23 protein-coding genes are annotated in these 25,747 nt (G+C 44.3%); 2 read left to right on the top strand and 21 right to left on the bottom strand.

What is annotated here, in order from left to right:
* Positions 1-44: 44 nt before the first annotated feature.
* The 5 genes from HMPREF0240_RS12960 to HMPREF0240_RS12940 form a co-directional block, all read right to left on the bottom strand.
* Positions 45-854 carry a class II aldolase/adducin family protein gene (locus HMPREF0240_RS12960; RefSeq protein ID WP_009003867.1) on the bottom strand — a complete coding sequence of 270 codons (810 nt, stop codon included), beginning with the start codon at positions 852-854 and terminating at the stop codon, positions 45-47.
* A 98-nt stretch (positions 855-952) separates the two neighbouring features.
* The gene (gene eutP / locus HMPREF0240_RS12955; protein WP_035313372.1) at positions 953-1,450 is read right to left on the bottom strand and encodes a EutP/PduV family microcompartment system protein; all 498 of its coding nucleotides are present in this window, start codon (positions 1,448-1,450) and stop codon (positions 953-955) included.
* 5 nt (positions 1,451-1,455) lie between these two features.
* Positions 1,456-1,818, bottom strand: coding sequence for a BMC domain-containing protein (locus HMPREF0240_RS12950; RefSeq protein ID WP_009003865.1), 363 nt, complete (start codon positions 1,816-1,818; stop codon positions 1,456-1,458).
* Between the two features lie 5 nt (positions 1,819-1,823).
* Entirely contained in the window at positions 1,824-2,618 is a 795-nt protein-coding gene (locus tag HMPREF0240_RS12945) for a glycyl-radical enzyme activating protein (protein ID WP_009003864.1), read from the bottom strand.
* A 20-nt stretch (positions 2,619-2,638) separates the two neighbouring features.
* Positions 2,639-5,170 (bottom strand): glycyl radical protein, encoded by a 2,532-nt coding sequence (locus HMPREF0240_RS12940; protein ID WP_009003863.1) that lies wholly within the window; start codon positions 5,168-5,170, stop codon positions 2,639-2,641.
* 317 nt (positions 5,171-5,487) lie between these two features.
* Here HMPREF0240_RS12940 and HMPREF0240_RS12935 point away from each other — a divergent pair, with 317 nt between their 5' ends.
* Positions 5,488-6,216 carry a phosphatase gene (locus HMPREF0240_RS12935; protein ID WP_009003862.1) on the top strand — a complete coding sequence of 243 codons (729 nt, stop codon included), beginning with the start codon at positions 5,488-5,490 and terminating at the stop codon, positions 6,214-6,216.
* 501 nt (positions 6,217-6,717) lie between these two features.
* Here HMPREF0240_RS12935 and HMPREF0240_RS23485 read toward each other — a convergent pair.
* Complete coding sequence (locus tag HMPREF0240_RS23485) at positions 6,718-7,107, bottom strand: helix-turn-helix transcriptional regulator (protein WP_009003861.1); 390 nt, start codon at positions 7,105-7,107, stop codon at positions 6,718-6,720.
* 242 nt (positions 7,108-7,349) lie between these two features.
* Here HMPREF0240_RS23485 and HMPREF0240_RS12925 point away from each other — a divergent pair, with 242 nt between their 5' ends.
* The gene (locus tag HMPREF0240_RS12925) at positions 7,350-7,997 is read left to right on the top strand and encodes a Uma2 family endonuclease (RefSeq protein WP_009003860.1); all 648 of its coding nucleotides are present in this window, start codon (positions 7,350-7,352) and stop codon (positions 7,995-7,997) included.
* 633 nt (positions 7,998-8,630) lie between these two features.
* Here the strand turns inward: HMPREF0240_RS12925 and HMPREF0240_RS12920 are convergent.
* From HMPREF0240_RS12920 to HMPREF0240_RS12850, 15 genes are all read right to left on the bottom strand, one after another.
* Entirely contained in the window at positions 8,631-9,884 is a 1,254-nt protein-coding gene (locus tag HMPREF0240_RS12920; protein ID WP_035313370.1) for an L-rhamnose isomerase, read from the bottom strand.
* A gap of 74 nt (positions 9,885-9,958) precedes the next feature.
* Positions 9,959-11,374 carry a rhamnulokinase gene (gene rhaB, locus HMPREF0240_RS12915; protein WP_035313368.1) on the bottom strand — a complete coding sequence of 472 codons (1,416 nt, stop codon included), beginning with the start codon at positions 11,372-11,374 and terminating at the stop codon, positions 9,959-9,961.
* A gap of 198 nt (positions 11,375-11,572) precedes the next feature.
* Complete coding sequence (locus HMPREF0240_RS12910) at positions 11,573-12,268, bottom strand: hypothetical protein (RefSeq protein ID WP_035313366.1); 696 nt, start codon at positions 12,266-12,268, stop codon at positions 11,573-11,575.
* On the bottom strand, positions 12,265-13,785 hold the full coding sequence (locus HMPREF0240_RS12905) for a DUF1538 domain-containing protein (RefSeq protein WP_009003858.1): 1,521 nt from the start codon (positions 13,783-13,785) through the stop codon (positions 12,265-12,267). Before HMPREF0240_RS12905 ends, HMPREF0240_RS12910 begins: the two co-directional genes overlap by 4 nt.
* A gap of 112 nt (positions 13,786-13,897) precedes the next feature.
* Positions 13,898-14,329: a winged helix DNA-binding protein gene (locus tag HMPREF0240_RS12900; RefSeq protein ID WP_009003857.1), complete on the bottom strand. Its 432-nt coding sequence runs from the start codon at positions 14,327-14,329 to the stop codon at positions 13,898-13,900.
* 79 nt (positions 14,330-14,408) lie between these two features.
* Positions 14,409-15,191, bottom strand: coding sequence for a GTP pyrophosphokinase family protein (locus HMPREF0240_RS12895; protein ID WP_242833341.1), 783 nt, complete (start codon positions 15,189-15,191; stop codon positions 14,409-14,411).
* 323 nt (positions 15,192-15,514) lie between these two features.
* The gene (locus HMPREF0240_RS12890; RefSeq protein ID WP_009003855.1) at positions 15,515-15,763 is read right to left on the bottom strand and encodes a hypothetical protein; all 249 of its coding nucleotides are present in this window, start codon (positions 15,761-15,763) and stop codon (positions 15,515-15,517) included.
* Between the two features lie 63 nt (positions 15,764-15,826).
* Positions 15,827-17,134, bottom strand: coding sequence for a hypothetical protein (locus tag HMPREF0240_RS12885; protein WP_009003854.1), 1,308 nt, complete (start codon positions 17,132-17,134; stop codon positions 15,827-15,829).
* Positions 17,135-17,167: 33 nt separating this feature from the next.
* A complete protein-coding gene (locus HMPREF0240_RS12880; RefSeq protein WP_009003853.1) occupies positions 17,168-18,622 on the bottom strand; it encodes an aldehyde dehydrogenase family protein in 1,455 nt (484 codons plus the stop codon).
* Between the two features lie 20 nt (positions 18,623-18,642).
* On the bottom strand, positions 18,643-19,503 hold the full coding sequence (locus HMPREF0240_RS12875; RefSeq protein WP_009003852.1) for a ketose-bisphosphate aldolase: 861 nt from the start codon (positions 19,501-19,503) through the stop codon (positions 18,643-18,645).
* A 98-nt stretch (positions 19,504-19,601) separates the two neighbouring features.
* The gene (locus HMPREF0240_RS12870) at positions 19,602-20,540 is read right to left on the bottom strand and encodes a carbohydrate kinase family protein (protein WP_009003851.1); all 939 of its coding nucleotides are present in this window, start codon (positions 20,538-20,540) and stop codon (positions 19,602-19,604) included.
* A 19-nt stretch (positions 20,541-20,559) separates the two neighbouring features.
* The gene (locus HMPREF0240_RS12865) at positions 20,560-21,600 is read right to left on the bottom strand and encodes an NAD(P)-dependent alcohol dehydrogenase (RefSeq protein ID WP_009003850.1); all 1,041 of its coding nucleotides are present in this window, start codon (positions 21,598-21,600) and stop codon (positions 20,560-20,562) included.
* A gap of 134 nt (positions 21,601-21,734) precedes the next feature.
* Complete coding sequence (locus HMPREF0240_RS12860) at positions 21,735-22,853, bottom strand: mandelate racemase/muconate lactonizing enzyme family protein (protein WP_035313458.1); 1,119 nt, start codon at positions 22,851-22,853, stop codon at positions 21,735-21,737.
* A 121-nt stretch (positions 22,854-22,974) separates the two neighbouring features.
* Positions 22,975-24,159, bottom strand: a complete 1,185-nt coding sequence (locus HMPREF0240_RS12855) for a xylose ABC transporter permease (RefSeq protein WP_009003848.1) — start codon at positions 24,157-24,159, stop codon at positions 22,975-22,977.
* On the bottom strand, positions 24,156-25,682 hold the full coding sequence (locus tag HMPREF0240_RS12850; RefSeq protein WP_009003847.1) for a sugar ABC transporter ATP-binding protein: 1,527 nt from the start codon (positions 25,680-25,682) through the stop codon (positions 24,156-24,158). Before HMPREF0240_RS12850 ends, HMPREF0240_RS12855 begins: the two co-directional genes overlap by 4 nt.
* Positions 25,683-25,747 lie beyond the last annotated feature (65 nt).

The following is a 25,747-nucleotide window of genomic DNA, read 5'->3' as shown; positions in this document are numbered from 1 at the left end:
GCCCGCCGGGTATGCATTGTGCAAAACCCTTTGGACATATATTCCTACAGTCCCAGCTGATCCATAACTTTCTTTGTAATAGATGCAACTAAATCAGCATCTGCGCCTGCAGCTTCCGGTGCAGCAGAGCTGCATGAACCACCGCAGCTGTGACAGCTTGGCTTGCCAGCTTTTGCGTTCGGGCATACGTTTGCAGGATGTTTTCCTGGAAGTCCCATTTTTCTTCTGATTTCATACAGCTTGTCCATCTGCTCTTTGTTGAATTCCTGTGGCTCGCCGAGCATCTTTGACTGATACAGAAGCTGTGCGTAGAATTCCAGAGATTCCATCTTGTGGTATGCGCTCAGAAGGCTGTCTGAGTATGCAAGAGCTCCGTGGTTCTCAAGCAGAACTGCATCAAAGTACTGTAAGTGCTCAGAAACAGCATCCGGAATCTCCATTGTAGAAGGTGTGCCGTATTTTGCGATCGGTACGCATCCCAGAGCGATAACAGCTTCAGGCATGATCGGCTGTGTAAGAGGAATTCCGCAGATAGCAAATGTTGTAGCGTACAGAGGGTGAGCATGTACAACTGAGTTTACGTCTGGTCTTTCTTTATATACACGCATGTGCATCTTTATCTCTGAAGAAGGTCTGAACCCTTTGTTTGCCTGCAGTACATTACCTTCAGCGTCTACTTTACAGATATATTCCGGTGTCATGAATCCTTTGCTGACACCTGTAGGTGTACATAAAAATTCATTGTCATTCAGTTTTACAGAGAAGTTACCGTCATTTGCAGCAACCATCCCGCGATTGTACACTCTTTTACCGATTTCACACATTTCTTTTTTGATTTCGTATTCGTTTTGCATCCTTATTTTCCTCCTTGGACTCTTAAAACAAAACTAAACATTTGTTTTTTGTTGTTTCTAACTCGATATTACCACACAATCCCACATTAGTCAACTTATTATTGTGTTGGATTTGTTGTTTTCTCAGTCTTTTTTTCGGCCTCCTCAGTCTCCCACGGAAGCACATCGCCTTCTTCTTTTAAGTACTCCAGAATTTCCGGAATTCCCTCGTAATTTTTCGAGTCAACAAAGAAGATCTTTTTGCACCCCGCAAGCCTGAGCCACCTCTCTGCACGTTCCGCATTGGCATTCCTGTCGTGTATCTTGGTCACGATGCCGATGACCTCCCGGTTGCACATTGCTGTGCAGCACGGCGGGTAGAGAGAATAGGGTTCTGTTGCCGAAACCAGGAGTCCTACAACATCCGCCTCATAGGAATATAAGGCAAGGGCATAACCCAGATGTTTCGTCTGGGCGTATTCGCCCGGGGTATCTATGATAACATCGAAGTTATTCACGTATTGGGTCTTGTGATACTGGATTTTTTCACCTTTTAATGCCTGGGTCAGTGTGGTTTTTCCACATTCGCTTCTGCCCATCAGTACGATTTTCTTCATATCTATTAAGTCCTTGTAATCTCACACACAGAGAAGCCCATCTTATTCCTCACATAATCCAGCACTGCGCGGATCGCTGCCTCTGTCTCTGAAATCGTACCAGTTACAATCAAAGTACCGCTGAAACGGTCTACAAATCCCAGTTCAATACCTGCTGCTTTAATTGCAATGTCTGCCGCAATGATAGCGGTTTCCGCCGGGCTGATGGTCAGCACGCCGATTGCAGACTTGCTGTATTCCACCCTTGGATCCAGTCCCAGCTTTTCATATAATGTAATATCCGGACTTGCAATCAAATGGGCGATTGTTATCTCTTTGCCGGGAACCAGTTCCTGTACGATTCTCTCCGGCATCTGTTCATAACTCATGTTTCCTAGCCTCCTATCTGACATTCAATTCCGGATGCCAGTTCCGCAGTTTTGAGCAGCATCTCCATCTTTTCATTTGACGGCGGCTCAACATTTCCCATCAGGTACTCTCTTCCCAAGCCTTCATACTTGTCCTGTCCAAGTCTGTGGTAGGGAAGCAGGTGGAGCCTTTTCACACTGCCCAGTGCCTTCGTATACTCTGCGATATCCCGGATCTCTTCATTTGTATCATTGAATCCCGGAATAACAGGTACCCGGACGCTCAGCTCCGTCATGCCTGACTTTGCAATCTTCATTGCATTCTCCAGCATCAGTTCATTGGAACGTCCTGTGAATTCTTTGTGTTTCGCCGGATTCATATGCTTGATGTCCAGCAGGTACTGGTCCAGATACGGGAGCAGGCCCTCGATCACTTTGTAATCCGCGCATCCCATGCTTTCCATGGCCGTGCTGATGCCAACTTCAGATGCCGCCCTCAAAAGTGCAGCGGCAAATTCAGGCTGGCACAGGCTCTCGCCTCCGGAAAGCGTCAGTCCGCCTCCGGTCCGCCGGTAATACGTGCGGTCCTTTTCGACCGTTTCCATCACTTCTTTCACTGTGACATCCTCACCGATTGCCTTCGGCTCTCCCTGAACCATCATGGTCTCAATCTCATACCGCTGTGATTCCGGATTACAGCACCACCGGCATCTCAGAACACAGCCCTTCAAAAATACAATCGTCCGTATTCCATTACCGTCATGGATAGAATATCTCTGTATATCGAAAATGCGGCCTTTTGTATTTAAATAATCCTCCATGCTGCGATTCCTCTCTTCCATTAGAATCCCTGCTCCGTTCTCCGGATAATGTCATCCTGTAGAGACTTGGAAAGCGTCGTAAACAAAGCGCTGTATCCGGCAACCCGGACAACCAGATGCTTGTACTGCTCCGGATTCTTCTGTGCATCCAGCAGCGTCTCACGGCTGACAACATTGAACTGCATATGGCTTCCCTTCTGATCAAAGAAAGAACGGACAAGCCCCACAAAGTTTTCAAGGCCTCTCCTGCCGCTCAGTGCAGATGGATGGAACTTCTGATTAAACAGTGTGCCATTGGATGCAATATAATGATCCAGCCTGGAAACCGAGTTTGCCGCAGCCGTAGGTCCGCTTACATCTTTTCCAGCTGACGGTGAAACGCCGTCTGCAACCGGTGTATGTGCAAGTCGTCCGTCCGGTGTAGCCCCTGTCTGCGCTCCCAGCGGAACATTTGCAGATACCGGATATAACCCGGCCTGGAAAATACCGCCTCTTGGGTTCTTATAATTCTGCAGAGGCTTCGTATATGTATAGGCTACGTCTCTTGCAAATGCATCCACTTCAGGAATGTCGTTTCCGAACTTCGGAACCGTTTCAATTAATTTGAGAATACGCTCTCCATTTGCTTTTACTTCCGGAGCTTCTGAGGCGGCAACTACTGTCTTCAGAATAGCTGCGACCTCCCGCTCTGTGACAGCCTGTCCGGCCGCCTTCATGCTGCCTGCAATCTCTGCAGTCATGGAAGCCACATCCTCGTCGCTCAGTCCCTTGCCATAGTTTGTAGCCAGGGCCTCTTTGAGTTCCTTCATGGTTACTTTCTTTTCATCGTAAACCAGCTTTTTCACCGCATACAGTGAATCCGCCATGTTCGCAACTCCGAACCCCTGCGGGCCGGTAAAGTTATATACTGCTCCGCCTTCCTGAACCGTCTTCCCTTTCTTCATACAGTCGTCGACCATTGAGGAAAGGAACGGAAGCGGGCATCTCTGTGCATGTGCTACATCAATCGCATTGTCCGCATTGACCAGAAGCTTGATTGTATAATCCATCTGGATCTTATAGGCATGATAGAATTCCTCAAAAGTCTTCATGTCCTCTACGCGGCCAGTCTGCGGTCCAACCTGCACACCCTTGTCCATGCCGTTGCCGAAAACCAGCTCCAGCGGGCGGCACATATTGAAAAATGCCGCATCATGCCAGCCTTCTGTCTTACCAGACTTCTGCGGCTCAACACAGCCGATAATATTGTAGTCTCTCGCGTCCTCCAGTGTCAGTCCTCTGCTCACCAGGGATGGAATAATCACTTCGTCATTATAATAAGCCGGCAGTCCGATTCCTGTACGGGTCAGCTCCGCCGCTTTGATCAGGAACTCATGAGGGGATCCGTTCCACACTCTGACGGACAGAGAAGGCTGCGGAAGGAACACATGCATGGATGCTTCAATGCTCATAAATGATAAATCATTCGTCACATCAATTCCTTCTTCATTCTGACCGCCTGCGATCAGGTTCTGGAAAAGGCTGTATCCTGCAAATCCTTCTGCAGAAACGGCATCGCGGCACTTGTTCAGGTCATTTAACTTCACCCAGATGCAGTCCATTAATTCCTGTGCAAATTCTCTCGTTATCTTCCCACTATCTAAGTCCTTCTTATAATAAGGATACATATACTGGTCAAATCTACCCGGAGAAATCGAATGTCCGGAGGATTCTATCTGAAGCAGCTGCTGTACAAACCAGAATGACTGACATGCCTCATAAAATCCCACAGCCCCCTTTTCGGGAACGTTCGCGCAATTCTGTGCGATCTGAAGCAGCTCTTTTTTACGTGTCATGTCTGAACACTTCTCCGCCTCTTCGAGAGCCAGCTTAGCATAACGTCTCGCATATGTAACGGCAGCATCACAGCTGATCATGACTGCTTCCAGAAATCTTGACTTTTGCTGATAATCACCGTCGGTCAGGCTCAGCCTTGCCATCTCTGCTTCTGCTTTCGCCTTGATTCCTGAGAATCCGATATCCAGAACTTCTCCATACTTCACCGTAACATGGCCTACACCATTATAAAAATAGTTACCGGGGGTAAAAATGTTATGTTCCATAGCAAGCAGTGTCTCCGGCTCCATATAGGAGGTAGCCAGTTCGCTTGTTGTCTTTCCCTTCCAGTATGCGTTAGCCTGTTTCAGTTCCGCTTTGGTCTGATCTGATATGTGAAATGGATCTGCACTTCTGGTCTCTACTGTTTCAAATTCACCTTCCAGCCATTCATACGAAAATTCCGGATAAGTCTGACATCCTCTTGGAGCGAGCGTTGTACTGCCCACAATCAGTTCGAGGTCGCGGATAATAATCGGAATATTTTCCAAAATATGCTGAAATGCTTTTGCACGGCGGATAATTACCGGCTCGCTCTCTGTCTGCTTATAAGACTCCGTCAGAAGAACTGCTCTCGCAGATTCAATCTCGGGCATCCTGGCATACAGGTTCTCAACAAGCTTTGGAATACGCTCCGACTTCGGTATGTCCGTACTGTCATAGGTATATAGTCCCATTTGCTTTGTTACTCCTTTCCTTATATATAGATAGCTCACCACATCTATACATAGAATATTAACCTTCTGAAGAAAAAATGAATCTCCACCCAGTTGTCACCATTATACTTTAATAGTATCTATAAGTCAACATGAAGCAACATGGTTTTAGCGATTTCTATATGTGAATCCAAGGAATCCCAATATTTATTTTGTTGTTTTTATTGGTATTTTATTTCACTTTCTTATTGACAAACAAAAACCCATCACGCATACTATATATTAGGATTTTGTAAATGAGAATATTCATTTATTTTATATAGAAAGGTTCCATCATTATGTCTTCTTTTCAATTTGATATACATACGCACACAATAGCAAGCGGACATGCCTCTACTGCAACCATTACGGACATGGCAAAGGCCGCCGCTTCAAAGAATCTGAAAATGCTTGGAATATCCGATCACGGCCCTGCCACCTGCGGCGGAGGAAAGCCGTCTTATTTCCGCAGCCTGTCTTACGCCCAGAAGGAACGCCTGGGGGTAGAGATGCTCTATGGAGCGGAGGCAAATATTTTAAATAATGAAGGAAAACTGGATCTGGAGGATTCCATACTGGCAAAGCTGGATTATGTGATTGCCAGTATTCATAAACCGGTCAAAAAGCCGGGGACCCCGGAAGAAAACACAGCCGCTTATATTGCAGCCATGAAGAATCCCTATGTCCGTATTATCGGACACTGTGATGATGTAAAATATCCCGTCGATTATCTGGCAATTGTAAAAGCAGCTATGAAATACGATGTAATTCTGGAGATCAATAACAGTTCTCTAAGCCCTGATGGATATAGAGGCGACACCCGGTTCAATGACATGATGATTTTGAATTTGTGCAGGCATTTTCATTATCCGGTTGTATTTGCAAGCGACAGCCATGGAACAAGGCATGTGGGGGACTTTGCTTTTGCCCTGGAACTGGCAAAGCTGGCCGGGATGCCGGATGCTCTGATTATGAATTATTCCCTGAAGGCCTTTAAATGCTTTCTGGAGAGATCGCGCATGGAGTAAGGGGTGCCTTTGAAGGAAGGGCTATTGCTGCGGCGGGGATGCAGGGGGACGCTGTACGGAAGCGCGGCAGGGAGATTCGGGATACGGCATTGTGGTGTAACAGCCGCTAATCAAAAGAAAAGCCAACATGATGAACACCGCCGACAAACGTGGGAATGCCGGATGCATTCCCACTTGAGTCGGCTTTTTTGCAGGGCTTGTGGCCCTGCAAAAAGTTCATATGCTGGCTTTTCTTTTGATGAAGCGGCTGTAACACCGCAATGACGCATCCCGAATCTCCCTGCCGCGCTTCCGTACAGCTGGTGCATCCGGGCGGGAGTAAGGGCTTTTCCTTCGGTGGGAGGCTTAACCGGCTTTGAGGCTGAGTTTGGTTGGCTTTATTGATATGATTCGTGACTCGGAGTATTGATGATTTATGTGATCGGCTGAAGGTTCCAGTCTGAAGTTAAGATGATGACTATGTATGGAACATTCAGCCGGTCACTTGAGTTATCGGGTGGCTTATACTAGTTTCAGGCGGTATGACAGGATTCTTATGTTGGCTTTTCCTGCTCTTTTGCAGAAGCCTCCGGGCAGTTGCTCGTCCCAGTTTATGATTAGTTCGTGAAGGGGTACGTTCAGCAGCTGGCTGAGTGTGTAGAAGTTGTCCAGGGATGGCAGTGTTCTTCCGCCAAACCAGCCATATACCGACTGGGGACAGCCGAGGCCGAGGCACTCGCAGATTTCTTTAACAGGTATGTTTTGTATTTTGCATAGGAAGCGCAGCCATTTGCCTGTCCTTACCATTTGAATTCCGGGATAACGTCTGGTTTCAGCGGGATTTTCTTTTTTGGGAACCGTGTTTTCTATGCCGCCCGCTGCTCTGCCTGCTTTTTTCTGCTTTTCTTTCATCGTTCTTTACCTCCTTCTCCAAAATCCAACAGCTCTGGAGCATGTAGTTTTTTGTGTGCCGGAATAATACACTGGATTCGAAAAATGTATCTCCGGTCTTCCGGCTATTTTTCTTATTTACATCATAACATAGGCGAAACGCTTTTATCCACAAAATAGTTTGTCAAGCAGTTTGTACCTGCATGACTCTTCCTTTCTTTACGTGTAAAATGGAACTATGTCAGAAGTAACGGAGGTTCTTTATGAGCAATTGTAATAATTTTATACTGAAAAATGGGATTGACGATGAACTCTTAGAGTATTCTGACCAAATTGTGCAGTCTGATGATATTTTGCCGACATGGAATGCTCAGAAACAGGGGCAGTGTACGTGTCAGGATTATGAACAGCTGTCCCCTCATCTTCATGCAGAGCTGATGAATGGATATATTGTAGCCCGTGCTCCGGTTTCTTTCATGCATCAGGCTGTCATAACCGAACTTCTCTGCCAGATTGTCACATATGGCAAAAAAACTAATTCTCCATGCAAAGCCGTTACTTTTCCCATTCATTTTTACCTCAATGGCGGTAATACCATTCTTATTCCAGACATCGCTCTGCTTCTGCATCCGGGCAGAATAACAGGGAACGAGATCAGAAGTGTTCCGTTTTTCACTGCCGAGGTTCTTTCTTCAGACAGCAGATATACAGACTGTACCGTTAAATTTCATTTATATAGAACACTGGGGATCAGAGAGTACTGGATGATTGATCCAAAGATAGAGGCCGTAACAGTTTGTCTGTTTAACATGAAGGAAATTAACGAAATAAAGGAGTATTCCTTTACTGAAAGAATCCCGGTCCGCACATTGGAGGGGTTCTGGCTGGACTTTAAAAATCTCAGAAGGTAAGTTTAAAGAAAGAAGCCATATGTCTGCGCCAACACAGGATACCCAAAGGACCTCTCTTCACTCATGCCCTTCGGGCGGATCCGCAGTAAACTGCGGAACATAGTGTATTTAACTAGTACATCGAAAAATAAGTAACTGGCTGTTAAACTGAGATAAATTTTCGAGAGTGCTGCTTCACAAACGCAGGCGTAGTGGGCTACGCCGAGGCTTGTGGAGTAGTGCTATCGGGAATTTAGGTCAGTTTAACAGCCAGTTAATTATTATTCGATGTACTAGGCAACTGGAAGGGCGAATCCATCCGTTTCGGAGTCTTGCGAAAGGGGTGGTGCTTATGTACGTTACATATGATAACTTATTTACATTTGTACTGATGATTGCTGCAATCATCACTCTTGTGAAAAGTTTCTACGATAAACGCAAAAAGTAATCGCCCGTTCTTGGAAGGATAGCGATTACTCTTTGTAGTAACATCTTGTCCGGAACGGATAGACTTCATCTATCAGTCCCGGTTGTCTTGTTAAGTATATTATAACAAATTAATCTGTTTTGTCAATTTATGATTTCCTGTTTATTATTTTCTCTGCTTCTCCGCCACGCCAGGTAATTGAATATCCAGCGTGAAATGGCTCTAACCTATGCTCTTTTTGAGAGTTCTTCTGCTTCATAGCGCTTTACTTCTTTCAGCCAGTCTTCTCTCTCCGGAACGTTGTTAACTTCACAGAAGTAATTCCATACATCGCCGAACGGATAGCATTTCAGTTCTTCCTGCATTGCCATCAGTTCTGTAAACTGCTGTGTATCCTGCAGTTCTTTCAGTCTTGCATTCGGGCTTAACATCGCACACATCAGAGCCTTCTGCATATTTCTCATACCAACTACCCATGCAGAAATTCTGTTGATACTTGCATCAAAGAAGTCAAGGCCGATAATTACTCTATTCAGAGCATCATTTCTTACAATCTCTTTTGCAATTTCTTTTGTCTCGTCATCAAGCAGTACAACGTGATCACTGTCCCAGCGGATCGGTCTTGTTACATGAAGAGCAATCTTATCATTGAACAGCAGCATAGAAGAGATCTTATCTGATACTACCTCAGTCGGATGATAGTGACCATTATCCATCAGAGGCACGATTCCTTTGTTCATCACGTAATTCATTGTGAATTCTGCAGAACCTGCTGTGTATGCTTCGAGGCCGATACCGAATACTTTGGATTCAAGGCATACCAGTACTTTCTCTTTATCATAGTCAATTCCGAGGATCTGATCCAGAGAATCTTTGTATCTCGCTCTCGGTCCAAGTCTGTCTGCCGGAATATCTTTGAAACCGTCCGGAATCCAGATATTCATCAGACAAGGTGTTCCCAGTTCCTCAGCAAAATACTGAGAGATACGAACGCATGCTTTTCCGTGATCAATCCAGAATTTGCGGATCTCTTCGTCCGGGCTGGTCAGAGTATATTCATCAGCCTTCGGATGTGAGAAGAATGTCGGGTTAAAGTCCAGTCCAAGCCTTCTTTCTTTTGCAAATTCCACCCATTTAACAAAATGCTTTGGCTCCAGCTTATCACGGTCTGCCCATTCGCCCTCTTCGAAAATAGCATAACTTGCATGAACATTAATTCTGTGAGTTCCCGGAATCAGGCTCAGTGCCTCATCAATATCAGCCATCAGTTCTTCCGGAGTTCTAGCCTTTCCAGGATAATTCCCTGTAGCCTGGATTCCGCCTGTAAGAGCACCGTCACTGTCAAATCCGCCTACATCATCGCCCTGCCAGCAGTGCATTGAAATCGGAACAGACTTTAATGTCTCCAGAACCTGATCAGTATCCACACCAACTTTTCCATAAATCTCTTTCGCTGATTCGTATCTTTCCTTAGTTGTCATCTTAAATCCTCCTTATTTTCTCAAAGGGGTCAGACCCCTCCGACGTCGGGGTCTGACCCCTTTGCGTCTCATTGTCAGAATTGTTTTCCTTTTTCATCATACTTCTTTATATCAAATGACTGATCAATACATGTCCGTGCCTCTGGAAGGCTTGCGAACACGCCATCGTGCATCATCTGAACGGTTACATTGCCGATTGCCGTTGCCTCTGTAGGACCTGCTGAGACTTTCTTTCCGGTATATTTTGCAGTCAATTCGTTCAAATATCCTGCGTTGGCGCCTCCGCCCACTACGTAGATCGTGTCATATGTATTGCCCGTGATTGCTTCGATCTCTTTTACTGTATCTCCATAGCATTTTGCGAGGCTGTTGTATATGACCGCTGCGATCTCTCCGACTGTAAGTGGAACCTGCTGGTTTGTTCTGCTGCAGAAATCCTGTACCGCCTTTATCATGCTCTCGGGAGCCAGGAAGCAGTCGTCGTTGCAGTCTACTATTGATGGAATAGTCTCTTTGGATGCTCTGTCACAGATTTCCCCAAAGGACAAATCCTCGGTAAATTCTTTTTTCACTGACTGGATCATCCATAATCCCATGATGTTCTTCAGGAAACGGAATCTGTGGTCATAGCCGCCCTCGTTTGTAAAGTTGGCTTTCATGCTTTCCATAGAGCAGTCTGCTTCTTTTCTTTCAATTCCCATCAGGGACCATGTACCGGAACTTATGTATATCGCATTGTCATCGTTGGTCGGCACTGCCAATACGGCGGAACCTGTGTCATGAGTGGCCGGGAGTACAACTTTACAGTCGAATCCGACCTCTTCCCGGATCTCTTTTGTAAAATTGCCGACTACAGTACCCGGCATGGATACCGGCCGGAACATTTTTGAATTGTATCCCAGCATATCGATCATCTCGTAATCCCAGTCGTTTGTCTTTGAATTAATGAGCTGTCCGGTTGTGGCATTGGTATATTCGTTCTTCTTGACACCGGTCAGCAGAAAATGAAAATAATCCGGTATCATGAGTATTGCTTCTGCATGTTCCAGATATTCCGGATGCGTCTCCTTAACTGCCATAAGCTGGTAGATGGTATTGAATACCTGCTTTTGGATTCCGGTCCTCGCATACAGATCCTCCGGTGAGAGTTTTTCATATACTTTTTTATCCATTCCGGTTGTACGGCTGTCACGATAACCAACGGAGTCTCCCAGAATCTTATCCTCTTTATCAAGCAGCACATAATCCACGCCCCAGGTGTCAATTGCCATTGAAACTGGAATTTTGCCAAGCTCTTTACATTTCTTCAGTCCGTTTTTGATCTCATTGAATAAACGTTCTACATCCCAGCACAATGTACCGTCCTTATTATCCATTCCATTTGGAAATCGGTAAACTTCCTCCAGACGCATCTTTCCATCTGCCATACATGCCAGCATGTGACGTCCGCTGGATGCACCGATATCAACGGCCAAATAACATTTTTCCATGTTGTGCCTCCTTCATGCTTTTTCGATTCTATGCTTATTATAATTGCTGAAACCGCACAAAAAAAGGACGCTATTTATTAATAATCACGACCTTATTTGCATATATTCTTCTGCTATTAACATAAAAAGACAGCCCGGAGGTGGACTGTCAATTGATTATACCCAAAGGGCAAGAGTTACGGGATGCATTAAGAATCATCATTCCTCCATGCCCAGTACCTCGTCCACGGGAACCGAAATGGTCATCCCACATGCTTCTGTCCTGAGGCCACAGGATTCTCCAATGCTTTCCATGATCGCCCTCTTTTTCGTTTTCGGTACGATTATCATAACAAAATCCTGCTCTTCCTGCATTGAGATACCAAGAAAGTGCACCATGGCCTCTGTTCCGCATCTTCTTCCCCGGATCACAGAGCCTCCTTTTGCCCCCGCTTTCTCTGCCGCTTCGATCACTTCGTCACTATATCCGGATCTGACAGAGACCAGAATCATGGAATATAATGATTCCTCTTTCATCTTCTTCGCCTCCTCTTCCAATGAATTTTTAATCTTTTCGGATACTTCCTCATTCAACAGCGCTAAAATTCTTTCCTGAATTCCTGTCACCGGAACCGTTACAGCCACGCATTTGCCTTTCATTTTTATGCGAAGAGTCTCCTTCAGGTTATCATACACTTTTTCAATCGCCGCTTTCGGCAGTACGGATACTGTGATCAGTCTGGTACTACCTGCGAATCTGAAGATATCCGGCACCCCGCTCTTTGCCGTCTTCTTTCCTATGAATTGGTAATATACCGGCAGATGCATATCCGAAAACAGTCGTTCGATCTTCTTTTCCATTCTGATATCCGTTATCACAAATAACAGTCTCAGAGAAAGTAAATTCATATTCATCCCTCTTCCTCCAGTTCAATGATCTTCTCTTCTATCATCTGTGGTTCTGCTTTCGATTCCTTCTCTAGCTTGTACTTATAAGCAGCTCCCATGATCTGTATCGCAATCAGTGGGGCCAGCGCCACCAGCGCCACGACACCGAAAGCATCCGTAACAACATTACCGCCGGCTGCCATACACGCTCCCATCGTAAGAGGCAACAGAAATGTGGACGTCATAGGACCGCTGGCTACCCCTCCGGAATCGAACGCGATTCCCACAAATACAGGCGGAACCTTGCAGCTTAACAGCAGTGCCAGCATGTATCCCGGAATCAGTATCCAGTATATCGGGATTCCGGTAAGTACCCTGAACATTGCCAGTCCTACTGCACAGGCGACTCCGACCGACAGGCACAGATTCATTTTATGGCGTGGGATCATCCCCCCTGTAATTTCTTCTACCTGAACATTCAGGATCTGCACAGCAGGCTCTGCTTTTACAATATAGTAGCCTATGATCACTCCGATCGGAACAAGTAGCCACGCAAAGGATCCTGATACCATCTCTTTACCGAGAAGAGATCCCACCGGTGCAAAACCGACATTTACCCCAACGAGGAACAGGATCAGGCCAATGACTGTGTAAACAAATCCCACACCTATCTTTATGATCTGTCGTTTACGATAGTTCTTTGTAGCAATTTGAAAAACGGCAAAAACTGCAATGATCGGCAGCATGCAGGTTATAACTTCTTCCGCATATTGCGGCATCGCCTGCACAAACTCCCGGACTACATCCTGTGTCGTGGTAAGTTTCGGGATTGAGACCGGCGTATACACAGCGTCTGTGGGGTGATAGAATATCCCCAGAAAGAGAACCATCAGGATCGGACCGATACTGCTCAAAGCAATCAGCCCGAAACTGTCTGCCACACTGTCTTTGTCACCTCTCGAAGCAGACAGGCCTACTCCCAGCGCCATGATGAATGGCACTGTCATCGGTCCTGTCGTGACTCCCCCGGAGTCAAATGCTACCGCAAGAAATTCCGTGGGCGCAGCCAGCGTCACAAAGAACAGGCAGATATATAACACTGTCAGCATCTTCGACAAAGGGATTTTGAATAAAATTCTCAACACAGCAAACACCAGAAATATCCCAACCCCCACTGCCACAGTTATAATCAGAACCCGATTCGGAATCGACGCCACCTGATTCGCCAACACCTGCAGATCCGGTTCAGAAATCGTGATCAGCACGCCCATAATGAAACATCCTGCAATGATAAGCAGCAGATTCCTCTTTTTCATCAGACGCCCGCCGATTCCTTCTCCCAATGGTGTCATAGACATTTCTGCTCCAAGCTGAAATAAACTCATCCCCGCGATTACTAAAAATGCACCGGCCAGAAACAGTGCCACAGCTCCTATTTCCAAAGGAAACAGCCCAACACTTAAAATCAGGACGATTGCCGTAATCGGAAGGACGCTTCGTAGTGATTCCTTACTTTTCTCTTTTAACTTACCACTAATAAGCATGCACCTCCCGCTTCTTTTTCTTCATAGTTTCCACAGCCATTTATTATAATTATAAATATTTTATTTTTAAAACATTTGTTTAAAATATAATATAGAAACATTCCCTCTCTATTTATAAGACCTTATTGATATTCTGGTTTACCTTCTTTGCTACTGTTGCCAGCACTTTCTGCTCTTCGTCTGTTACCCCCTCCATTACAATATCCTGTATAGTTGTATATATTTCTTTTAAGGATTCGATAATTGCCTCCGCATCTTCTGTCAGGCCGTTATGCGTACACCTCCGGTCGGTCTGATCATGCTCTATTCTGATGTATCCCTTTTTCTGCAGGCGGGTAAGCGACTGTGAAATGTGTCCTCTGGTAAACATCTTCAGATTCGAGATATCTTTTGATGTATTATGTTCGCCGGCCTTATATAAAAAAAACAGAATATGCATATCTATCTTCTGCAGATCATACTGCTGTTCAATCGGCTCCAGCTCTTTTTCCATGAGTCTCCGAAACAGCATTCCATATAAAAGTGTTTCAAGTGAATCGTTCATTTTCCTCTCCTTTTTAACTCTAAAACTTTTATGAATAAATCATCCCCGATATTTGATTTTTCCAGGAGGTATGACTTAATTAAATGATAGGTTTATCCAGTCTTTTGATTTTTTCTATCAAAACAGCATTGTCTGCTTCAGCTTCTCCGGTGCCTTCTATATGCCTTCGTATATCTAGCATACTAATATCCGTCTCTGCAATCGTATCTGCACATTGTTTCAGACGGGCAATGACCTCCTGCTGATCCGATATGTCTTTTTTATATTTTATCTGGTGTTCCAGACTGGCCCAAAAGTCCATAGCAATCGTACGGATCTGAACTTCCACTTTCAGTTCTTTCTTATGATCTGCAAAAAAGACTGGAACGCTGACGATCAAATGGAGACTTCTGTATCCATTTGGTTTTGGATTTCTTATATAGTCCTTCTCTTTTAACAGACATATATCATCCTGTTCGGTCAGCGCTGCTGCAAGCCGGTATATATCATCAATATAGGAGCATATCACACGGACGCCTGCAATATCGCTCAGATTTTCTTCCACATCTTTTAACGTAAACCTGGGGCTGATCCGATTCATTTTCTCAAAAATACCGTGCGTACTCTTCACTCTCGTGGTTATAAAATTGATAGGATTTCTCTGATAGCGGATACTGAATTCTGTATCTAAAACATCAAACTTTGTCCGGATCTCTTTTATTGCACATGCATACATCATACGCATTTCCTTGTATTCGACCATAGTTTCCATAATCTGCTCCGCCTGTTTAAAATTCCTCCTTTCGATTGGAATTGTCTGCTCTGTTTTTCCGAGAAACAGCTGCTTCTTGTATTCATCACCTTTTTTTTCAATCTCAAGCAATTGTTTCATTCTCCTTTTATTATAATTTTAAAATATTTAATTTTATAATATATGTTTTTTATCTTCGGGTCAATGAATTTTATAAACTTTTCATCATCTATTCATAAACTTTATAATGTTCAATAACATGGTAATTACTAATTCGAGCGCTCTCGGAAACCAGCCTAAAAGATGGGTGCAGAAAAGTTTCCGTAAGTGCTCTAACACATAAAAAGAGGGGCTGCCCATAGATTCTCATCTGTGCTGCTCCTCTTCCACCTGATATCTCCCTAAGTACTGCTTTTGCAGCAATACTGGATATTATTTATGTGCTTCCTTTAATTTTACTGATGCATTATCTTTTCCCCATAAGCAGCTGCATTTTTGTCTTTCATCGTAAGGAAATTATGGATCAATTCTTTTATCAACCAGTTAGCACTTTCACCGCTCTCTGTCAGATATTCTTTTAACTTTTCATAATCTTCCATATCCACAGGAGTATATTTAACTGACAGCATTTTAGTTTTTTCCTGATCATATCGCTTTTGAGCTGCTTTCTGTGCCTCTGATACTTTTTTTTCTGATTTCATCATTCTGCACCTCTTGCCGGGTATGAATTTAGAGTACGGACTACTAGAATTACCAGAATACCTGTTTTATCCTCTGCATTCTTCAATACATCTGCGCACCAGTTTTACCCACTGACCAAATTTAGCCGGATCATTGAAACAGGTATGAGTGTCTTTTAAAATAATTTCTGCACAATTATTTTTAGTTGCATTTAACATTTTCTTCAAATAGTCTTCCATAAATTTTTCATCAGCTGCAGAATAGCTGTTCAGGAAGTAGGCCGGATTAGGTTTCCAGGAATAGATCGCCTTCTTGCCAATCCGCTCAGCACACAAATCGATATCGGCCCATGGGGATACCGAAATTCTTCGTATCGTTTTAAAATCTAACACATACTTTAACTTGTCTTCGATTGCATCACAACAACCATATGATGCCAGACCAAAGCGCTCAGATATACGCTGTTCATACTGCATAACAAATTCAGCGTGCATCTCGGGACCCACCATGGCAAATTCCTGCGATGCAGTAGAACCCCAGACATTTTTCAGACTTTTTCCTCCGCCCGGCTCTTTTGGCAAATCATGAGTATAACACATTCCGCCCGTTCCATTATAGCCCTGCGTATTGCTGCTTTCCAAAAGTCCCATATCAATATATTGATCCAGCAGGTCATGGTATCCTTTTTCAAGGATTGCCATTGCTTCATGAAGCATCTCCGGTTCATCATAAATGTCATACATTACCTGTTCCAGGCCACGATAATATGAATATGTCTGCATCATCGTAATGAACACACCTTTCATACCGCAAAACTCAACCGGAAGGATATCCCCCAGAATGTCCTGCTGCAGTTTTAGTTTCTCCAGGGACTCTTTTTCATGATAAGTAACCTGGGGGCTCCTCAACCGTTTCAAATCTTTCGGCTCATTAATTACAGGTTCAAAAGGTATTGCTTTATCCTCAAACGAAAAATCATGTTTCCAAACAAAAGGAACATTTGCCAGGTTATTATCCAGATAAGATTCATTGGCAAAAACCCCGTCCTTGTGAGTAGGATTCAGAGCATCCCACCCTGTATCGGTAATAATTTTATGTACTTCCCACACTTTTTCCGTAGGAACATCATCCTGCATCACATCAGCGCGAAACAGGCGCGCTTTTAAAAGCCATTCCATCTCACGTGCATCTTCATTTTCGCACTGCAGCATAGCCGGCGTAATAATCTCACGCCAGGCACCTTCAGGAAATATGGCCACAACAGGCTCTGTAGATTTCAGATCATTATGTGCATACCACTTTTCTCTGCGTTCCTGCATGATTGGCATTTCCGCTCTGTCCCGAACCTGTCTGGCCAGCTCCCTGATGATTTTCTTTTCATTCACATTAATCATTTTCTTGTCCCTTTCTGAATATGTAGCAAAATATTAGGCTTCGTTATATTTTTTCATGGCATAACGGAATATAATGGATTTCTCCTGTGTAACCTCTTCCAGTACAGAAGACAGGCATTCACGGCTGTTACCACTCATCTTTTTTCCGCCTCCGAAAGGAAGTTCCTGAGCACGGAATCCGCCGGATCCGTTTACAGCTACCATACCGGTACGAAGGCTTGCCGCTACTTTCATAGCGTCTTTCAGATTCTCTGTGATGACACCGGCGCTTAATCCATAGTCAGAAGCCTCTGCAATCTCAATTGCCTCATCCAGTGTCTGAAAAGTAAAAATAGGAAATAATGGTCCAAAAATTTCCATATCATTACAAATATCCATTTCTTTTGTACAATTATCCAAAACAGTCGGCATATAATAAGCGCCTTTACGCACTCCTCCATATACCAGTTTTGCGCCCTGGTCTATGGTATACTGTACCTGGCGTTCTACCTCCATAGCTGCTTTTTCACTGATCAGAACACCAAAGTCGGTTTCAATATCCATCAAATCGCCCTCTTTGACTGTCTTCAGACGTTCTTCGATAAGTCTTGTGACGAACTCCTCCTTAACAGACTCGTGTACGATAAATCTTTTGGCACCAGAGCAGCACTGTCCGGCATTACGCGTCTTATCTCCGGCCTCATTGACAGCCAGATCCATATCACAATCCGCACAGATAATCAGCGGATCGTTTCCGCCCAGTTCAAATTTATAAGTAGTAAGATTCTCTGCTGCGTGTCTTGCAATCTCTTTTCCTGCCGCTACACCGCCGGTGAGATTCACCATAGCAATAGAAGGATTGTCGGTAATCCAGTTTCCTACGCTGGAGCCTCTTCCGGTGATACACTGTACTGCCCCGGGAGTTACTCCTGCTTCCACCAATAATCCCATGAGCTTCATGACTGTCAGTGGATTTGACGTTGCCGGTTTCACTACAATGGCATTGCCGGACATCAGGGCCGGACCAGCTTTAAATGCCCAGAGTGCTGCCGGGAAATTAAAAGGAACAATACATGCAATCACCCCAAGAGGCTCATGTACCGTGACCTGAAGGTCATCATCATAACCTGCCTCGATCCCCATAGGCATGGTCTTGCCGTATTGATGTTTCACCACTTCAATAGAACTTTCGAAAGTCATATACACAGAATCAATTTCTCCGTAAGAATCAAAAATAGGCTTCCCCGTCTCCAGAGTCAGAGTCTTTGCCAAATCTTCTCTGTTTTTTTTCAAAAGTCCAAGATACCTGCGAAGAATGATTGCACGCTCCCGGATAATCACCCGGTTCCATACTTTCTGTGCCTCTGCAGCATCTGCGATCGCACGGTCTACGTCTTCCTTAGTGGCACTTGGAACACATTCCAACAATGTGCCATTATATGGATTTGTTACATCTAATGTTGCTTTGTCTGATGAATCTGTCCATTTACCGCTGATTAACATTTTCATAGTAATTTTCCTCGTTTCTTTTAATATAGTTTTGCTTTTCCGATGGTACTAAATAATTGCAGCTTATGCTCTACTACCTCCTGCATCGCTTCGATACAAGCCGGCTGAATCATATTCGGCTCCCTCATATCCTGGTTTTTTAACACCTCACGCATCTTGTCATAGTAGGCCCGCTTAATATCGCTGGCGATATTAATCTTATTAATACCAAGTTTTACAGCCTGCCCGACCTCATCATCCGAGTTATTGGAACCACCATGAAGAACAAGCGGAATACTCACTTTTTTCTTAATCTCCTCCAGAATATCCAGGCGGAGTTTGGGAACCATGCCTGCCGGATACAGTCCATGTGACGTTCCGATTGCTATGGCCAGGGTGTCAATCCCCGTCTCCCGGATGAATTGCACTGCATCTTCCGGGTCGGTATAGATAATCTGGTCTGCGCCTGCTTCTCCCTGATTGTCTGTAGAACCGATGGTTCCAAGCTCAGCTTCTACGGAAACATTAACCGGATGAGCTAACGCTGCCGTCCTCTTTGCCCCTGCGATATTCTCCTCAAATGGGAGGCCGGAACCATCAAACATAACCGAAGTGAACCCGGCCTGAATCGCATAGATAAACGTATCAAAATTTTCACAGTGATCCAGATGCAGACATACCGGAACAGAAGATCTGTATGCCCGCTTAATAATAGCGTCCACCAGATCCGTTCCAGTGAACTCCAGTTCCAGCGGATGAATCTCTATAATGACTGGAGACTGTGTTTTTTCGCAGCTTTCCATAATCCCCATAAACATAGAGTAATCACTTACATTAAATGCAGGTATTGCAAAATTGTTTTCATTTGCAACCTTTAACAAGTCTTTCATGTTCATTAACATATTCTATTTCCTCCTCAAGACTATCTGGTCAGTTTTCTTTCCATCTGAAGAATCCACTTTCCATTCATAATCTTTTTCATATTATGTTCTCTTACGATTCAGGCATGTGTATCAAGGTACTGCAGGACTTGTTCTTTGCTCTTTACTCCACCATTGGCACCGTACTGACTGATCGCTATGGCCGCCGCAGCTGAACCGAAATATAAAGCTTCCTCCATACTCTTCTGGTCCAGGATACCAGTCAGGAATCCGGCCACAAAATTGTCTCCGCCTCCCAGTGTATCGATCACTTCATCTGCAATTGTCGGCACGTACCAGCTATTTCCATTTCCGCTGGCAAATACCCCTTTTTCTCCAAGTTTTAATACAACATTCTTAACGCCCCGTCTGTGGAATTCCTCCGCAATTTCTTCCGGTGTATCTTTTCCAGTAAAATAGGATGCTTCATGAAAGCTTGGCACCAGGTAATCTATGTAGGGCAGGGACTCGGAAATATCCTCCAGCGTCATCTGCGACTGATCCAATACCATATCAGCCGCTGTCAACAGCCCGTTTTCCTTGGCCGCCGCAAGAAGTCTGCAAAGTTCCTCATCCTTCTGTCCTTTGCTCCAAAAGAGACTGGCTACAGAAAGAAGTTTTGCATCCTGAAAATCAATATCAAAAGCATCCAGACTGTACCGCATATTGCCTGTAGCACCATCCTTCAGGGTCATACAGCCATGCTCACCGTTGTTTTCTATCGTTACTATGGTGGCAGTTGTTCCATGCTCTGTGTCCTTTACAATACCGTCTGTTTCCAGACCTTTGGTCTTAATCATGGCGAGGAATGCTTCTCCCAGTGCATCGTCTCCGATGGCAGTATACAGCTTCACATCATTGCCCATAGCTGACATACTGACCGCTTCATTTACTGCATCTCCTCCCAGATACATATCAATGTTTTCTGAGAACTGAGTCATGCCATCCGGGGTGCGGTCCGCCCCATTCTTTACAATAATATCTACTACTGCATTTCCAACACATATTACTTTATTCATAATCGTCCTCTGCGAAAGCCTATTCTTCGCTTACTTTCAATACCGCTTTTACCATAGTCTGCCTGTTATTAATGCAATCCTCAAATGCCTGCATGGTATCTTCAAATGGATAGACTTTTGATACAATATCTTTCACATGAATACGCCCTGCTGAGATGGCTTCCAGACATACCGGGTACATATTGAGATAACGGAAGTTCGTCAAAAGCGTAAGTTCTTTGTCACACATTCTCTGGAGATTTAAGGAAGTCTCTCCCACAACGTTTCCCACCTGCATAATGCTTCCGCCTTTTTTGCAGATATAGACTGCGGACTCTGCCGTAAACCTGTTTCCCGCTGTCTCAAATACGAAGTCAGGCCCGATGCCGTCATAATATTTTAAAATCTCTGTTACCGAATCCTTGTCTTTTGTATTGATGGTTCTGGCGGCGCCTAATTCTTTTGCTTTTTCCAGGCGGATGTCAAAAAGGTCAACTGCGGTAATGTCCGTGATACCTGCTGCTTTCAGGGCCATAATCGTAACGAGCCCGATACAGCCGGTTCCCAGTACTACGGCACTTTCACCAACATGGATACCAGAACGTACAACACTGTTCATACCAACAGCCAGCGGCTCTACCAGTGCACCCTCCATGGTGTTTACATTATCCGGAAGTTTGAAGCAAAGTTCCGCCGGGTGTGTGATATATTCCCGCATGCCTCCTAATGTTCTTGGGGCAGAAAGAAATTCCATATTTTCACATAAATTGTATTTACCTTTTTTACACCATTCACATTTTCCACAGAAAGTACCTGGTTCCACGCATACGCGGTCACCGACTTTCAGGCCGGTCACCGTTTTGTCAACTTCCACAACCGTTCCTGCAAACTCATGGCCCAGGATAAAAGGATATACATCTGGAAACTCTGGTTCTCCGAAGGAATAGAAGTGCACATCAGATCCGCAGATACCACAATACTCTACTTTTACTTTTACATATCCGGGATTCATCTCTGGCATATCGGAATCACCAATCTCAATTTTTCTATTTTCTAATAATAATGCTGCTCTGTTTATCATGTTCTTTTCCCTCTTTCTGGAGCCTGTCTCACATACATCACCAGTAAACTCACAGCCCATAACGACAGGATATGGTACGTTCTTTCCTGATGACTGCTTTCATGTCATGATTCTCTCCACGTGATGCCGCTCATTTAGAATTTTTCATCATACTCATTGATAAAGTCCATATTTAATTGCAGTCCCAATCCCGGCATATCCTCCGGAATCGTCATGAATCCATCCACAGGTTTTGGTGCATCCAGATACACCTTTGCAGTAATATCTTCAAATAATACTAATCTCTCCAGGAATGGTGCATTGTGGAAAGCACTGATAAGATGAATATGGATATTTTCCATGGCATGCGGTGCAAACTTCACGTTAAAAGCCTGGGTAAGCGCTCCAATTTTCAGCATTTCCGTAAAACCGCCTGCTCTTGTTCCGTCGCACTGTATATAGTCTGTACCGGAATGAAGCAGCAGATCTCTTGCCCCCCATTTCGTGTATTCATGCTCACCGGTTGCCAGCGGCAGGTCTGTGGTATTTTTATATTTTCTAAGACCCGGCATATCGTCTGCAAATACTGGCTCTTCCAGGAACATGATGTCCAGATCTTTTACTCTGTTGGCAAATCTTGCACCTGTACCTGCATCCCAGCAGTTGTTTGCATCCAGCATAATTCCGATGTCCGGTCCAACTGCCTCACGCACTTTCTGCACGCGGATCAGATCCCGGTTAGGGTTTTCTCCTCCCTCTACGCCAACTTTGAATTTGATATTTTTATAGCCATCCGTTTTTACCAGATTCACCATTTCTTCTACCAGCTCATCATCCGTATAGGAGGTCCAGCCACCACTTCCATATACCGGAATCTTCGTCTCAGTACCACCAAACATCTGATACAACGGTACACTTAGGATTTTTCCTTTCAGATCCCAGAGGGCGATATCTACCGCTGAATATGCACAGAACATAAGTCCTTTGCGCCCAACACCACGAAGGTATCCGAACATTTCCTGCCAGAGTTTTTCGGTCTCAAAAGGGCTTCTTCCAGTCAGCTTTGGAGCGATATTTTTCTCAATCATTATTTTAGTTGCTTCGCCGCCAACTTCATGGTATGTAACACCAAATCCTTCTATCCCATCCTCTGTTGTAACCCGTACAATCGTAAAACCTATACTTTCCACTTTTCTTGTGGCATCTGCAAATCCCCCTGTAATAGGTTGAGAAACCAGATGAACCTTAATATCCTTAATCTTATAATCTTTCATTTTCTTCTCCGTTCCTGCCGAATATGTCATACCCAAGAGCACCCCGTAACTCATGCCCTTCGGGCGGGTCCGCAGCAAAGCTGCGGAAAAATGTATATTTTTAATTCACTCAAAACTAACATCAGGCTGTCTGTACTGTTTTGGCCTTTCTGTTGTTTGCGTAAGAATCCATTGCAATTGCAAAGAGAAGCACGCCGCCTCGTACGATATACTGAAGTGCCGGATTCAGGTTCATGATACTCATACCATTATCAAGACCCGCCATAATCATAGTACCAACAACGGCGCCTATAACACCGCCTCTGCCGCCAGTGATTGCAGTCCCGCCAACTACACAGCCCGTGATAGCTGTAAATTCATATCCCATGCCGGCTGCTGTAGTAGCGGAATCCATACGTCCAAGGTATACCATAGCCGCTGTAGCAACAATGACTGCATGTAACACATAAAGTTTTACAGTTTCTTTCGCGACGTTAATACCAGAAAGAGCGGCTGCATCTGCATTCCCGCCGATCGCAAAGATATATCGTCCGAATTTGGTATTGTTACTAATATAAGCTACGATAAAGGTGAGCGCCGCCAGGATAATAATTGCATAAGAATACCCTTTATATTTGCTGAGCATCCATGTGATTACACCTATGAAAACAGTGACAGCGACCATTTTAGGAACAATTTTTTTCCAGTTTCCTGCAGAAAGTCCCTGTTTGACTGCCTTACGCTCTCTCATGATAACAGTGACTACGTAGAATGCGATGACAACAGCGCCAATAATAATACTGGAAACATTAAGTCCGTTTTTTGAAGTACCGATATATCCTGAACCCATCTTGGAGATAATTCCGCTGACCGGACCATAGATACGTCCATTACTGAGCAGCTGGTTGATCCCCTGGAATACCAGCTGTGTTGCCAAAGTGATAATAAAAGCCGGCAGTTTCATATATCCAACCCAGACGCCGTGCCACAAACCTACGACAATAGAAATTATGTAGATAATAATCAGGACGGCCCATGCAGGAATCTGCGGCATATTAACCTGAAGCATAGCAGCAATCATAGCTAACATACCAAGAAACCGGCCGGCTGACAGGTCAGCATTACAGGTAATAATGACCAGACACATGGTGATTGCTATGATAGAACAGGTTGCCCCCTGCATCAGCAGATTCGATATATTACCAAAAGATAAGAACGCACCTTTTGTTGCAATCTGAAAAATCAGGAAAATAACAATTCCTTCTACCAACAAACTGTTTTTATAAAACAAGCCAAATAAGTCTGTCTTTTTTCTTTTATTTTTCATTTTTTAGTTCCTCCTGTTGCAGCCATGGCCACATCTTCCTGTGTTAATTTTCTTTCCATGTTGTCAAATTCTCCAGACAGAATTCCCTCTCTCATAACGTATACACGATCACTCATTCCAAGAATCTCCGGCAGTTCAGATGAAATCATAATGACCGCCACACCCTGAGATGCAATATCATTTATCAGCTGATAGATCTCTGCCTTCGCACCAATATCGATCCCTCTGGTTGCTTCATCCAGAATCAATACCTTTGGTTCACACAGCAGTGCTTTTGCCAGACATACCTTCTGCTGATTACCACCAGAGAGATTGCTGACTTTCTGAAGGATAGACGGCGTCTTGACACGAAGCTTTGTTACCATCTCTTTTACTTTTTCGTATTCTTTATCCCGGTTGATAAACATCTTGCCGTTAATATATTTATCCAGGCTGGACAAAGAAGCATTGTATGCAATATCAGAGGTAAGGATAAGCCCCAGCCCTTTTCTGTCTTCAGAAGAATAAAAGACTCCTTCTTTTATAGCATCATTGGCATTTTTAAAATGTGTGCGCTCCTGTCCCATATACTCCAGCTTGCCGGAAACAGCGCATTCCAAAGCGCCAAATATGCTCATAGCCAATTCCGTTCGTCCTGCACCGATCATGCCTGCCAGACCAATTACTTCCCCCTGATGTACCTCCATATTAATGTTTTTCACAATCCATCTATTATTGATTCCGTCATAAGCGGACCAGTCGCTGATTTTAAGAGCTACATCTCCAATATTGCAATTACGCTTTTCAAATCGTGTATTCAATTCCCGGCCCACCATGCCGCTTACCAGCGAATCCTCGGTGTACTCTTCCACTGGTTTGGACTCGATAGTCTGACCATCCCGCAGAATTGTAATAGTGTCGGCAATACTGAGAACCTCACCTAATTTGTGGGAGATAAAAACGATGCTCATACCTTTTTCCTTCAGCTCTCTGACAAGTTGAAGGAGATTTTCCGAATCTTCTTCTGGTAATGAGGCGGTGGGTTCGTCCAGAATGAGGATCGTACAGTTTTTGCTCAATGCCTTTGCAATCTCAATAAGCTGCTGCTGTCCGATACCAAGATTGCCCACCCGGGTAACCGGGTCTATATTCAAATTCAATTCACCCAGAATTTCTCTTGTTTTCTTATATTCCAAATCCCAGTTGATGCGGCCATGTTCACAGATCTCGTCTCCAAGGAAAATATTTTCACATACATTCATGGTCTGTATCAGTCCAAGTTCCTGATGTATAATTGCGATGCCAGCGGCCTCACTTTCTTTGATATCTTTAAAGTTTACCGTTTTTCCGTCCAATAATAATTCGCCCGTGTAATCTGTATGTTCGCCGCTTAAGACCTTCATCAATGTTGACTTTCCAGCTCCGTTTTCTCCGCACAGGGCATGAATTTCTCCTCTGCGGATATCGAACGTAACATCATCAAGTGCCTTTACACCGGGAAATTCTTTTGTTATATGATTCATCTCTAAGATGTAATCTGCCATGCTATACTCACATCCTTTCTTAATAATGAAGGAGGCATATACAGCCCCCTTCATCCTGTTACTTC

Origin of the sequence: Clostridium sp. D5 (assembly GCF_000190355.1) — a bacterium.
Classification (GTDB): domain Bacteria; phylum Bacillota; class Clostridia; order Lachnospirales; family Lachnospiraceae; genus Faecalicatena; species Faecalicatena fissicatena_A.
Note: the sequence above shows the minus strand (reverse complement) of the source record. Positions and strands in the feature narration are given on the sequence as shown.

Excerpts from the sequence above, each read along its gene's own strand:
- HMPREF0240_RS12870 (WP_009003851.1), bottom strand. The coding sequence starts at position 20,540 with ATGAATAAAGTAATATGTGTTGGAAATGCAGTAGTAGATATTATTGTA.
- HMPREF0240_RS23485 (WP_009003861.1), bottom strand. The coding sequence starts at position 7,107 with ATGAAAGAAAAGCAGAAAAAAGCAGGCAGAGCAGCGGGCGGCATAGAA.
- HMPREF0240_RS12925 (WP_009003860.1), top strand. The coding sequence starts at position 7,350 with ATGAGCAATTGTAATAATTTTATACTGAAAAATGGGATTGACGATGAA.
- HMPREF0240_RS12865 (WP_009003850.1), bottom strand. The coding sequence starts at position 21,600 with ATGATAAACAGAGCAGCATTATTATTAGAAAATAGAAAAATTGAGATT.
- eutP (WP_035313372.1), bottom strand. The coding sequence starts at position 1,450 with ATGAAGAAAATCGTACTGATGGGCAGAAGCGAATGTGGAAAAACCACA.
- HMPREF0240_RS12960 (WP_009003867.1), bottom strand. The coding sequence starts at position 854 with ATGCAAAACGAATACGAAATCAAAAAAGAAATGTGTGAAATCGGTAAA.
- HMPREF0240_RS12885 (WP_009003854.1), bottom strand. The coding sequence starts at position 17,134 with ATGATTAATGTGAATGAAAAGAAAATCATCAGGGAGCTGGCCAGACAG.
- rhaB (WP_035313368.1), bottom strand. The coding sequence starts at position 11,374 with ATGGAAAAATGTTATTTGGCCGTTGATATCGGTGCATCCAGCGGACGT.
- HMPREF0240_RS12905 (WP_009003858.1), bottom strand. The coding sequence starts at position 13,785 with ATGCTTATTAGTGGTAAGTTAAAAGAGAAAAGTAAGGAATCACTACGA.
- HMPREF0240_RS12890 (WP_009003855.1), bottom strand. The coding sequence starts at position 15,763 with ATGATGAAATCAGAAAAAAAAGTATCAGAGGCACAGAAAGCAGCTCAA.
- HMPREF0240_RS12945 (WP_009003864.1), bottom strand. The coding sequence starts at position 2,618 with ATGGAGGATTATTTAAATACAAAAGGCCGCATTTTCGATATACAGAGA.
- HMPREF0240_RS12850 (WP_009003847.1), bottom strand. The coding sequence starts at position 25,682 with ATGGCAGATTACATCTTAGAGATGAATCATATAACAAAAGAATTTCCC.
- HMPREF0240_RS12910 (WP_035313366.1), bottom strand. The coding sequence starts at position 12,268 with ATGAATATGAATTTACTTTCTCTGAGACTGTTATTTGTGATAACGGAT.
- HMPREF0240_RS12855 (WP_009003848.1), bottom strand. The coding sequence starts at position 24,159 with ATGAAAAATAAAAGAAAAAAGACAGACTTATTTGGCTTGTTTTATAAA.
- HMPREF0240_RS12880 (WP_009003853.1), bottom strand. The coding sequence starts at position 18,622 with ATGAAAATGTTAATCAGCGGTAAATGGACAGATTCATCAGACAAAGCA.
- HMPREF0240_RS12940 (WP_009003863.1), bottom strand. The coding sequence starts at position 5,170 with ATGGGACTATATACCTATGACAGTACGGACATACCGAAGTCGGAGCGT.
- HMPREF0240_RS12860 (WP_035313458.1), bottom strand. The coding sequence starts at position 22,853 with ATGAAAGATTATAAGATTAAGGATATTAAGGTTCATCTGGTTTCTCAA.
- HMPREF0240_RS12900 (WP_009003857.1), bottom strand. The coding sequence starts at position 14,329 with ATGAACGATTCACTTGAAACACTTTTATATGGAATGCTGTTTCGGAGA.
- HMPREF0240_RS12935 (WP_009003862.1), top strand. The coding sequence starts at position 5,488 with ATGTCTTCTTTTCAATTTGATATACATACGCACACAATAGCAAGCGGA.
- HMPREF0240_RS12920 (WP_035313370.1), bottom strand. The coding sequence starts at position 9,884 with ATGACAACTAAGGAAAGATACGAATCAGCGAAAGAGATTTATGGAAAA.
- HMPREF0240_RS12875 (WP_009003852.1), bottom strand. The coding sequence starts at position 19,503 with ATGTTAATGAACATGAAAGACTTGTTAAAGGTTGCAAATGAAAACAAT.
- HMPREF0240_RS12950 (WP_009003865.1), bottom strand. The coding sequence starts at position 1,818 with ATGAGTTATGAACAGATGCCGGAGAGAATCGTACAGGAACTGGTTCCC.